Genomic DNA, 11497 nt, shown 5'->3' with positions numbered 1-11497 from the left:
TTATGTAAATTAAATAGCTACTCTATTTTAGCAATAAAGTTACGAATTTAGGGTCTATAAAGGTTTATGTAGTAAATGAAAGATTGGTTTTAAGAGAAAAGCCCAAATTATAAAATAAAAAAAACGAACCCCTTTTGTGCAGGGTTCATTTTTGGTTTGATTGTATTAAATCGATAATTGTTGCACCGCTTTTCTTTGATGAATATAACGAGATGCTAAAGCAGTCAAAAATGCATAAGTTGTGGCCTTCACAGTTGAAAGTGCTGGGTTATCACGATTTGGGTCGATGCATACAAAGTCCATTGCTCGAACGATTGGGTATTTGCCCATCTCGAATAAGATGTCAAAGAGTTCATCAGTCCGCATGCCTCCAGGTGTTGAGGCTGGTACACCCGGTGCATAGGCAATATCCAACACATCCATATCCACTGTTAGGTATACAATGTCCACTTTTTTCGATAATTGCTCCATCACTTCTTGTATTTGTTGAGCAATTCCCTTGGAACGAAGCTGCTTTAAGGAAATCATATTCACCTTATGTTCGTGTGCGGCTTCGATTAAGGATGGTGCATTATAAAATCCGTGAAGTCCAATATTGTATACATTTTCACCTTTTACTACATTGCCTTCTACTAGTTGACGAATCGGCGTACCGTTCGTTGGGCCTTGACTTAAATCTCTTAAGTCTAGATGTGTATCAAGCTGGACAATTCCTATTGTTTTATCTGGATTTTTACGTTGAATCGCTCTTACTAACGGTGCTGTGATGGAATGGTCACCGCCAATAGAAGCAACAAAAGAAGCCGGGAATTGTTGTTGAACACTCTTCATGGCACGTTCTATATTGTCATGACACTTTAAAATATCAGTGGTATGCATTTTGACATCGCCGAGGTCCCCCACTTTGTATCCCCTAAAATCAACCTGCTCGTCAAAATAATAGGTTGTGAAAAGCTCCCAAGCCTTTCGGAACGCCTTTGGAAACTCTGAAGCAGCCGATGCACTAATGGATGAGCGTGAAAGCGGGACACCTAGAAGTACAGCATCCCAATCTTCTCTTGCCTCTTCCCAAACAGGAACAATCCAATCCTTCACTTTGATATCTTGCCCTTGCTCTCGAACCCATACCGTTGAAGTTTTTTGAATATATTCATAGAGTTCTTCTGTCATTGAAGTACGCCATCCTTTACTACTACACGGCCATTTTTCATCACAAGATGAGTATGATTCATGCCGTAATAATATTGTAGTTGTTTATAATTCGCCACATTCAACACTAAAATATCTGCCTTTTTTCCTTCTTCAAGAGAACCTATTTGATCTCCTCTATTGATGGCACAAGCTGCATTCATCGTTGTTGCTGTTAATACTTCTTCGAGTGTTAAGCCCATATTCATACAAGCCAAGTTCATGATAAACGGTAAGCTTATTGTAGGCGAAGAACCAGGATTAAAGTCAGTTGAAATCGCAACTGGTACCCCTTCATCCACCATGAGACGACCACGTGCAAATGGAGCACGTAAGAAGAATGCTGTACCTGGAAGTAGAACCGCAATTGTTCCTGCTTCCGCCATTCTTTGGATTCCTTCATCTGAAGCTACTAGTAAATGTTCTGCAGAGATTGCTCCTACCTCTGCTGCCATTTCCGCACCTTCATATGGTTCAATCTCATCAGCGTGAATTTTAGGTGTTAACCCGTATTGTTTTCCAGCCTCTAAAATTCGGCGGGATTGTTCAGGTGTGAATACTCCTTTTTCACAGAAGACATCATTAAATTCAGCAAGCTGTTCTTCTGCTACTTTTGGAAGCATTTCGTTAATGACGATCTCAACGAATTCGTCTTCACGGCCTTTATATTCAGCGGGAACGGCGTGTGCCCCCATGAATGTGCTGACGATATCAACGGCATGCGTTTCTTGAAGCTTTTTTGCGACTTCTAGTTGTTTCTTTTCATTTTCCCAGTCTAAGCCATAGCCACTTTTTGCCTCAACCGTCGTAATTCCATACTTTAAGAATTCATTTAAATGATTATATGTTTTCTCATATAACTCTTCGAAACTAGCTTGGCGGGTGCTTCTTGTTGTTGAATGAATGCCACCGCCTGCATTCATAATTTCCATGTAAGTGGAACCGTTTAATCGCATATTGAATTCGTTTTCTCGTGTACCACCATGCACTAAATGTGTATGGCAGTCCACAAGACCAGGCATGACAACTTTTCCAGTCGCATCAATCACTTCTGAATCGGCAATCAGCTCCGGATATTCCTTTTGCAATTCCTCTAACGTACCAATCGCTACAATGCGATCTTGGTTCACTAAAACACTACCGTTTTCGATAATGCCTATTTCCTTCATCGCTTCTTTTGTACGAGGACCCTGTCCGTTACCCTTTAACGTGATGACTTCATTTGCATTTTTTATAAGTGTAGGCATCTTCCATCAACCTCTTTTTCTATTTTTCTAGCATTGGCATTTTTACATTTTTCTCTTTTGCTGTTTGGATCGCAATATCATATCCGGCATCCGCATGGCGAACAACGCCCATTCCTGGATCTGAAACAAGTACACGGCTAATTTTGTCGGCTGCTAATTTTGAGCCATCCGCCACTAATACTTGACCTGCGTGTTGTGAATAACCCATTCCAACACCACCACCATGGTGTACACTTACCCAACTTGCTCCTCCAGCCGTATTAATAAGAGCATTTAGAATTGGCCAATCTGATACTGCATCTGAACCGTCTTTCATTCCTTCTGTCTCACGGTTTGGCGATGCAACAGAACCAGAATCTAAATGGTCACGACCAAATACGATTGGTCCACTTAACTCGCCACTTGCGACCATTTCGTTTACTTTTAGTGCAAAACGGTGACGATCGCCATAACCTAGCCAGCAAATACGAGCAGGAAGCCCTTGCCACTTCACCATTTTTTGCGCCATATCAATCCAGTTTGTCAACCCTTCATCTTCAGCAAACATTTCTTTTGCAAGGGCATCTGTTTTATAAATGTCTTCTGGATTACCTGATAAAGCTGCCCAACGGAATGGACCTTTCCCTTCGCAGAACAATGGTCGAATATAGGCAGGAACGAATCCAGGGAAATCAAATGCGTTTTCAACACCCATTTCCTTTGCATAAGCACGAATGTTGTTTCCATAGTCAAATACTTCTGCACCTGCTTTTTGGAAATCAAGCATTGCCTGTACGTGATCTGCCATGGCTTGCTTTGCTTTTTTCTCATATACTTTTGGATCTTTTGCACGTAATTCAAATGCTTGCTCTAAGCTCATTCCATTTGGAACATAGCCATTGATTGGGTCATGAGCTGACGTTTGGTCCGTTACAATATCAGGAGTTACTCCGCGATTTAGTAATTCTCTGTGTACATCTACGCAGTTTCCTACTAATCCGATTGATGCAGGCTCTTTTTTCTCCGTTAGTTCTTTAACTAACTTAAGCGCTTCATCCACTGTTTCTACTAAATAGTCACAGTACCCTTCTTTGATTTTACGTTCAATTCGATTGCGATCGACCTCTACCACTAAGATCACCGCTCCAGCCATTTTTCCAGCTAGTGGTTGAGCTCCACTCATTCCTCCCATACCACCAGTTAAAATGAACTTCCCTCTTAAATCAGGTGTTCCGAAGACTTTTTTGCCCGCTTCTACAAAACTTAAATACGTACCTTGTAAAATTCCTTGTGCTCCGATATAGATCCAGCTTCCCGCTGTCATTTGACCATACATCATTAGATTACGTTCTTCTAACTCGTAAAAATGATCCCAATTAGCCCAAGCAGGAACTAAGTTTGAATTGGCAATTAACACGCGTGGCGCATTTTCATGTGTACGGAATACAGCTACTGGCTTACCAGATTGTACAAGTAATGTTTCATCATTTTCTAATTCCTTTAAAGATGCGATGATTTGCTTATAGCTTTCCCAGTTTCGTGCAGCCTTTCCAATCCCACCGTAAACAACTAACTCATCTGGATTTTCTGCCACTTCTGGATCCAGATTATTCATCAGCATGCGCATTGCCGCTTCTTGCTCCCAACCTTTACATGTTAATTCGTTCCCTCTTGGTGCTTGAATTTTATTAGTTGTAATCATAATAAATCTCTCCTTTTAAAATAGTAAAAATGCAATTGGTGTTACGAGTATTAAAGATAGGACAACTCGCTCAAACCAAATAATAATTAAGTCACGAATAGATAATGGAATCTCTGTTGATAAAATTAACGGAATCACGGCTGAACAGAATAAAATCGCCGATACCGATACATTCGCTACAATGAATTTAGTAATCAATGAAGCTTCTGTTACTAATAAAGATGGTAAGAAAATCTCTGTAATGGATAATGAAAGTGCCTTCGCAGTTAACATTGGCTCTGGCAACTGTAATAAATAAGTAAACGGTGTAAAGATATAGCCCACCACATCAAAGATTGGTGTATACAACGCCAGCACGATTCCAAGTAAACCAATCGATAAGATAGAAGGAACTACCCCCATTGCCATGATGATCCCATCTTTTAAATGGAGATATAAATTTTTTAGGAATGCTGGATTTCTTTCTACTGCCTGTAAAGCTTCCTGATACGCTGTTTGGAAACGTTTGCCCGTCACATGAACTTCTGGATCTGGTGTTGCTCCATCTAAATATTCATCCTTCATTCGGTTAAGCGGATAAATACGTGCTGTTAAAGCGGTTACAATAAATGTAATAACAAGGGAAACCCAAAAGAATTCAGTCCAATATTCCATAATATCGAGGGTATTGGCCATGACGACCATAAACGTTACGGATACTGTCGAGAATCCCGTGGCAATGATGGCTGCCTCACGGATGGTATACTTGCCTTGTTTGAATACGCGATTTGTTAATAACAATCCAACTGAATAACTTCCAACAAAGGACGCTACTGCATCGATAGCTGAACGACCTGGCGTACGGAAGATTGGTTTCATAAACGGCTGCATAAATACACCAATAAACTCTAATAATCCATAGCTAACTAATAATGCTAAGAAGATCGAACCAATCGGAATTAATACGCCTACAGGTTTAATTAATTTATCCATCAAAAATGGCCCAACATCTGGAGCAAATAGCCAAGCAGGGCCTACTCCGAAGATCAACATAACTCCAACAACTAAACCCACTAATTTAAAGACAGATAAAATTCGACTGACTGTATCCTTCTTCCAGCTTTTATTTACAAATGGTATTACTGCTCCAGCCACGAGCAGAATTAAAACATAGGCCGTAATTAATGTTGGAAATGATGTAGATAAAAAGTTCACCACATGGTCAATTAGAATCGAGGACTTGCCGTTCCATTCAAATGTCACGAAGAAACTAAAGATACCAATGAGGCTACATACAATCATTTTTAAAGTGGTAACTGTTTTATTTGAATTCCCTACATAGCTAGCTGGCAACTGCACAACTTTTTCGGAATCTTCTATAAGATCAGTTGACAATTCTTCTACTTTTTCAGTCATATTTCTCCCCCTTCCCTTTACATCATCATAATATTTTTCCTTTTCAGAAAATATAGAATTTAGAAATGTAAAAGAGTAATTTTATATACTTTTTAACAGAGTTTATTTGTATAATAGAAATAATATAATTTTCTTGGTTTTTTTAAGGAGGTTAATATGAATATTTTCATCATTGATCGGGATCACTCGGAGGCGAAAGGGTTTGAGTGGTATTTAAAATCCTATTTATTAAATAAGGTAGATTTATATATTTTTCATTCCATTGATCAGCTTTATCAGGCTTATCAACAAATTAAACCGGACATTATCATAGTAGAAATTGATCTAGTGAAGCATCAACATGACGTTGCTTTCTTTAATTCAGCTAGAAGAAATGGAACTGAAATTTTTGCCATTACGTCTGAGCCATTGTATCAACACGCTTTAAAGGCAATTGAAATGCAAGTCACTCATTTTTTCGTTAAGCCTGTGGATTTAAATCAGTTAAAGTATTTAATTAATACTTCTTCAAAAAGAGGAAATATGGAAGTGGATTTTCCTGTAAATCGCGAATTTCCTAGTGACTTTTACTTACGGTTATTTTTAAACAGCGAAAGTACTTTTCCAGACAATCAGCAGCTCTTTTTCCTAATTGAGCCGGAGCAACTAAAAGATTTGATAACTTTATATAATTGGTTAAAGGAAACCCCCGTTTTTGAAGGTCTGGAAATTTACCCCTTATCGGAACGGATTATTTGTATTTCTGAATATGTGGAGAAATCTCAATTTGAGAAAAAGGCAAGGACATTAATAAGAGAATGGAATATGATGAGTGGCAGTTTTATTAATGTGGCAATCTATGATGGTCCTCCAATACCATTAAGTGCTACTTATGTTGAAACCAAATATGCTTTAAACCAACGTTTCTACAAGGGATTTGAAAATATATTTTATACTAGCAAGAAACTGACACCCCAGCCTCTTGACCCTTTACTAACGCCTGAAGAACAACAGCTGTGGATACAAAGCCTAGAAAATCATCATATACAAAATATCAAAGAGTTTCTCTACCGTTTATCGGTGGAAGGAACTTATTACGAGCAAGATTCTATTCGGATCCATTTAACCAGTGTGTTAGCACAAATTCGACGGTTTATGTTGAAATACAATTTGCATCAAAAGGCTTTAATAGAAGAAAATTATCGCCAATTATTTCACATTATTTTGGAATATCCTATTTTGTACACCATCATTCAAGAGATTATCCTATTTACACAAGCTTTAATGAAACTTGCATCCGATACAAAAGTTGAACTCAAAGCCAATTACGCAGAACTAGCAGCGGATCTAATTGAACAACAATATAAAAATATGAAATTATCTTTAATTGAGGTAGCGTACCAGTTAGGCATTACCTCTAACTATTTAAGTACGATTTTTAGTAAACATCATGGTGTGCCATTTAAACGCTATTTACAGCAATTCCGTATTCAACAGGCGCAAAAGACTTTAGTCGAGACGGACTTTACCATCAGCGAAGTGGCACAAATCAGTGGTTTTGAAGACCCTAATTACTTCGCAAAAACATTTAAAGCCTATACAGGTCAATCACCCTACCGCTATCGGAAAATGCGACGGGATTAAGGGGCGGGACATGGGGACAGGTTCCTTATCCCACTCATAATGGGATGGGACACAGGGACAGGTTCCTTGTCCCAGTTTAATAGAAATAGACAGTCATACGTAACAACGATGGGGTTAACAAGTAGGAAGGTATTGTACGTTTGTCGATACGGAGTTTAGAGATGGAAGCGGTCTTATTTAACTAGGGTGAAGAGATGTGCCTCGTTACTTATAGCAAAAACGCAGAATTAAAAAACGAACCCAGTCTAATTATAGGCTGGGTTCACCCTTGATTGCTGAATGCTTTCCTGAGTAGATTATCTAGAATAACCGTGCGATGACGCTTAACATTCGTCTGGATATGCTGGCTTTTTATTTGTGCGTGGTACCAACCAAATTCTTGTCTTACATTTACAACTTGAACCATTCTAATTCTTAACAAAAACACCAACTACCTCAACTGTTTTAAATATGTTGATAAATGCATGTTCATCATGCTTAAGGACGATTTCTTTTATTCGAAGTGTTTCATACCGTGTAACGACCATCATTAAAATTTGCTTTTTCTCTTTTGTATATCCACCGTATCCCTCTGTAATGGTAATTCCACGGTAGATTGACTTCAACAAATCCTCTCGTATGAGCTCACCTTTAGAAGTGACAATCTGCATCGTTACTTTTATGTCATTTGTGTGGATTTGATCGATTACTAACCCCGACAAATAAATCGACAGAAGTGTGTATAACGCGATTTCCCAATCAAATGCAGCACCAGAGACCAGAACAATGATACCATTCATCCCAGTTAGAAGGAGGCCCACACTAAAATTAGTTGCTCGAGACATAATAATGGCGATGATATCCAATCCACCAGATGTACCTGAATATTTTAAAATCAGTCCTACTCCAATGCCGCTAATGATTCCTCCAAAGATGGTCGACAACAGGATATTATGAGTCGCTGGAACCACTGGTAGTATGAATAAGAATAACGAAAGTGATCCAACACAAATGAGCGTATTCATCGTAATTGTTTTTCCAAGCTTATAATATCCAAGAATAAGTAATGGTACATTAAGTAAGAAATTAATTAACCCTATATTAAAGGGAGTAACTAACCCTATCAAAATTGCAACCCCACTAATTCCACCACTTAAAATCTCATACGGAACTAGAAAAAAATTAAATGCAAATGCAATAATTAATGAACCTACGATGGCAGTAACATATTTCATAACATTGAACCCCCTTACAGTAAACTAATGCTCGATCCTAAGTGATAGTTGTATCATTATCGCCTTTTTCAAATGAATAAAAACTCACTCTCACAACTATTTTCACTTTTTTGTAGCCCGACTATCCTACTTTTTATTAGTAAGGGGGACGGGGATAGGTCCCTACTTAAAATAAAAAAGAATGAAAAATAGGGATTCCCGTTTTGGCCAGGTCTCCCTTTGTTAATCTTCCTTTTTCACCACAACATTCAACCACTTTTCATGTTGGCGCCCTTCTCTTACATCAGCCGTTACTGACATTTCCACGATGTCGAGTTGTTGAAACGGGTCGAGTAGCGTTTCGAATGTGTTTTCCGTTAAGTATGTGAAGTATCTACCGTTTTGCTCCCCTTCGAAGTCCCCATATTTAAATGAGACATAGAAGTAGCCGCCTGGCTTTAACGCTGTGCCAATCTTTTCGATCATCTTAGGCAATTCAATTGATGGAACATGGAGAATCGATGCACATGCCCAAATCGCGTCATAGTTGTTTTGTTCATCTAATTCATGAAACTTCTTGCAAATCACCTCTTGTCCAATGTAGTGACTCGCGACTTTACACATCTCCGGGGATCCATCCATCGCTGTCACTTGGTACCCTTTCTCGATGAATACCTTACTATCCCTACCCGACCCGCAACCGAAATCTAAAATTTGTGCACCTGGCTGAAGGTATTTCAGGAGTAGATGTTGCTTTTCATCGAAGTCGACTGATACTGTGTCAGATGTGAATGATGCAGCGTTGGTGTTGTAGTAGTTTAGGGTTTTGTCGTAAGTGGCCATAACTAACATTCCTTGTTTCTTATTTCATATAATCTCTCTGCGTAATCTAGAAGGGATCTTTGTTCTAGTAATGCATTTGAGAGCTTCGCGGGTATATTACGATAGCCAACCTCCATTCCTTTTAGGCCCCCTGCAATGGCGGCAACTGTATCGCTGTCATGTCCCGCATTTGTGGCACCTACGACAACCTCTTCGAACGTTTCGCAATTTGTCAGCCAATACAACACCCATTTCATCGTATGCACAACATACCCGTCCGGTGGGCAATCTGGTTCTGCTTCATAATTAGATTCATATCTTGTATGCTTGATTTCTGTTTGGATGGCTTGATGAAGCGATTCACCTTCCAGGAGACGCTTGGCAATTCGATTATAGATGACACATGCTTCGGATGCTAAGTCATCGTAATGGGTCATTTTGGATTGAGTGATGGATATTTCATCGATTTTCGTTTGTTCTGAATAGGCTAAGGCAATCGGCAAACACCTCATCAACGTGCCGTTCCCTGCACTTAACCCTCCTAATTGATGGTGTGCCTCTTCTGCAGCTTGAAACCAATCACCCTTATAGTTTCCAAAAACTGTTCGAATGGTGATGCCGATATCGACAGGATCGGTTTTTTCCCAAAGTAAAAATTCCTTACCTATTTCTTCGATCGGGTCGTTTGGATTCGCCATGATTCCTTTCACAACCGCTAGTGTCATCGCCGTATCATCGGTTGTTTCACCTTGTGCCAATCCCCAAACGCCACCACCAATAATCTCCGTTACTTTCCCGTATTGCGCTTTAATTTCATCTTTTGTCATAAACTCTGTTGTCGCTCCCAAAGCATCGCCAACTGCTACGCCAATCAAGCCACCTTGAATTTTATCTAACAATTGAAACCTCTCCTGTCTTTTATAAAGTTTGACCTTGTGGTTAGATATCTCTAGCGTCTATACATATTTACGATTTTCTACTTCCTATTAACCATTCTATTCTAATCCTAAACAATTTCATTTAAGTCAACAATTTTTAAGTCGCAAGTTCGAATCAGTTAGTTTTTTCGCTTCCTTCACTATATCAATAGAATTTCTTGCCGCTCCCTCACCACTTTTTTGGAATAATTTACAATTGTTTCAAGAACCTCATTTTGATTAGCTAGGATCCAATCCTTTATCTCATCTTTTTGTCAAAGAAGTTCACGAAAAACTATTCTGCTGTTTTTTCGATTTTATCAACTTAGTTGACGGATAATTGAAATCTGAATGTTGTATTTCTTGAATTTATGAGTTCTTCTGTTACACAATTGAGACAGAAATTAGTGTATCTTTTGAGCAATTTCAAGTTACGTTTTAATTTTCAATTTCGAGGTATTTTTCTTTTGCAAGATAATTTTAAGCGCCAAAAAAGAGAACCCAAAATGAAGTGGGTTCCCCTGTCGTTTCCTATATTAAAGTGGTGGATTTTCTACACCTAAGTGAATCCAATCTTCTTTTGGTGGGCCGTAAACGCCAAATGGTTTGAGGCCGGCTTGACGCATTAGAACGGTTACTTGTCCGCGATGGTGAATAATGTGCTTGATAAGTCCCATTAGAATCTGGGCATTTGTTTCTTCGCTGCCAAAGGCGATTTTCACTTCTTTCAGCGATTCGTCTGTCCATTGTTGTTCAATCACTTGGACTGCTTCAGCACTTAGCTTTTTAAAGGTTTCCGCAATTTCTTTCGCTGATGTTGGGACATTTTCTGCATTTTCTACTAGCTCAGCTTTTAATTCGAAATGAGCCAAATATTCCGGAATGTTTATTGTAAAATGCCAAGCGATTCTGCCCAAAGTACGTCCTTCCGCGTAAACTTTTTGATTCAATGATTCATCCGTTAACCCTTCTAACACCTTTTGAGTTAGGTTAGCTTCTTTCTTCCATTCTTTGATAAAGTCTGCAATTGTGACATACATTTTTGTTCCTCCATATCGGGACAGGTTCCTCGTCCCATTTCTGCTTCTTTTTTGCTCTTAATAGTATCACTTATATATTTTAGCAATAAACCACGTTGTTTGAGATATTAGGACAGTTTTTTGTCTCATAAATGCCTCTCGTCTGTATCCTAGGTCATTTCGTTTTGAAGCAATAGATTCCGATAGATGGACCGAAAAAACGATGGCAAGAAAAGGCAGTGTGGGTTTTTTTAGAGATTTTGATTTGTCATTTTGATAGTGGGACAGTGTACCTGTCCCCTCGTCCCTACTTTAATAATTCTAAGTATCTTATTTTATTCATATTTTTTTGAGACAAACTGTTTCATTCGTTATGAGTAACCCACATTCTTTAGAAGCAAAGATAGGAGTG

At 38.8% G+C, this 11497-nt stretch carries 9 protein-coding genes; 1 reads left to right on the top strand and 8 read right to left on the bottom strand.

The genetic code is table 11. The features are described from left to right. Positions 1 to 165: 165 nt before the first annotated feature. From JOD29_RS11855 to JOD29_RS11840, 4 genes are read right to left on the bottom strand one after another with little or no spacing between them, the layout of a single operon-like run. A complete protein-coding gene (locus tag JOD29_RS11855; RefSeq protein ID WP_124765243.1) occupies positions 166 to 1170 on the bottom strand; it encodes an agmatinase family protein in 1005 nt (334 codons plus the stop codon). Continuing rightward, positions 1167 to 2435 (bottom strand): imidazolonepropionase, encoded by a 1269-nt coding sequence (gene hutI, locus JOD29_RS11850; RefSeq protein WP_124765241.1) that lies wholly within the window; start codon positions 2433 to 2435, stop codon positions 1167 to 1169. The genes JOD29_RS11855 and hutI overlap by 4 nt, the downstream gene beginning before the upstream one ends. 19 nt (positions 2436 to 2454) lie before the next feature. Then, positions 2455 to 4116, bottom strand: a complete 1662-nt coding sequence (hutU, locus tag JOD29_RS11845) for a urocanate hydratase (RefSeq protein WP_124765239.1) — start codon at positions 4114 to 4116, stop codon at positions 2455 to 2457. A gap of 15 nt (positions 4117 to 4131) precedes the next feature. After that, on the bottom strand, positions 4132 to 5397 hold the full coding sequence (locus tag JOD29_RS11840; protein WP_239585695.1) for a YjiH family protein: 1266 nt from the start codon (positions 5395 to 5397) through the stop codon (positions 4132 to 4134). Positions 5398 to 5667: 270 nt separating this feature from the next. Between JOD29_RS11840 and JOD29_RS11835 the strand changes: the two genes are divergently transcribed. After that, positions 5668 to 7134, top strand: a complete 1467-nt coding sequence (locus JOD29_RS11835) for an AraC family transcriptional regulator (RefSeq protein WP_124765235.1) — start codon at positions 5668 to 5670, stop codon at positions 7132 to 7134. A gap of 407 nt (positions 7135 to 7541) precedes the next feature. On the opposite strand, the gene JOD29_RS11830 is transcribed toward JOD29_RS11835, so the two are convergent. The 4 genes from JOD29_RS11830 to JOD29_RS11815 all read right to left on the bottom strand — a co-directional run bounded on the left by JOD29_RS11830 (position 7542) and on the right by JOD29_RS11815 (position 11106). Continuing rightward, on the bottom strand, positions 7542 to 8348 hold the full coding sequence (locus JOD29_RS11830) for a YitT family protein (protein WP_124765233.1): 807 nt from the start codon (positions 8346 to 8348) through the stop codon (positions 7542 to 7544). A gap of 222 nt (positions 8349 to 8570) precedes the next feature. Continuing rightward, a complete protein-coding gene (locus JOD29_RS11825; protein ID WP_124765231.1) occupies positions 8571 to 9170 on the bottom strand; it encodes a class I SAM-dependent methyltransferase in 600 nt (199 codons plus the stop codon). Between the two features lie 2 nt (positions 9171 to 9172). Then, a complete protein-coding gene (locus tag JOD29_RS11820; protein WP_124765229.1) occupies positions 9173 to 10048 on the bottom strand; it encodes an ADP-ribosylglycohydrolase family protein in 876 nt (291 codons plus the stop codon). Between the two features lie 554 nt (positions 10049 to 10602). Further along, a complete protein-coding gene (locus tag JOD29_RS11815; protein WP_124765227.1) occupies positions 10603 to 11106 on the bottom strand; it encodes a DinB family protein in 504 nt (167 codons plus the stop codon). Positions 11107 to 11497: the final 391 nt, after the last annotated feature.

It is taken from the genome of Lysinibacillus composti (genome assembly GCF_016908465.1).
Taxonomy (GTDB): domain Bacteria; phylum Bacillota; class Bacilli; order Bacillales_A; family Planococcaceae; genus Ureibacillus; species Ureibacillus composti_A.
This window is presented reverse-complemented; position numbering and strand designations above follow the sequence as displayed.

What these genes read in the sequence shown, in the direction of transcription:
- JOD29_RS11855 (WP_124765243.1), bottom strand. Translation starts at nt 1,170, where the DNA reads ATGACAGAAGAACTCTATGAATATATTCAAAAAACTTCAACGGTATGG.
- hutI (WP_124765241.1), bottom strand. Translation starts at nt 2,435, where the DNA reads ATGCCTACACTTATAAAAAATGCAAATGAAGTCATCACGTTAAAGGGT.
- hutU (WP_124765239.1), bottom strand. Translation starts at nt 4,116, where the DNA reads ATGATTACAACTAATAAAATTCAAGCACCAAGAGGGAACGAATTAACA.
- JOD29_RS11840 (WP_239585695.1), bottom strand. Translation starts at nt 5,397, where the DNA reads ATGATTGTATGTAGCCTCATTGGTATCTTTAGTTTCTTCGTGACATTT.
- JOD29_RS11835 (WP_124765235.1), top strand. Translation starts at nt 5,668, where the DNA reads ATGAATATTTTCATCATTGATCGGGATCACTCGGAGGCGAAAGGGTTT.
- JOD29_RS11830 (WP_124765233.1), bottom strand. Translation starts at nt 8,348, where the DNA reads ATGAAATATGTTACTGCCATCGTAGGTTCATTAATTATTGCATTTGCA.
- JOD29_RS11825 (WP_124765231.1), bottom strand. Translation starts at nt 9,170, where the DNA reads ATGGCCACTTACGACAAAACCCTAAACTACTACAACACCAACGCTGCA.
- JOD29_RS11815 (WP_124765227.1), bottom strand. Translation starts at nt 11,106, where the DNA reads ATGTATGTCACAATTGCAGACTTTATCAAAGAATGGAAGAAAGAAGCT.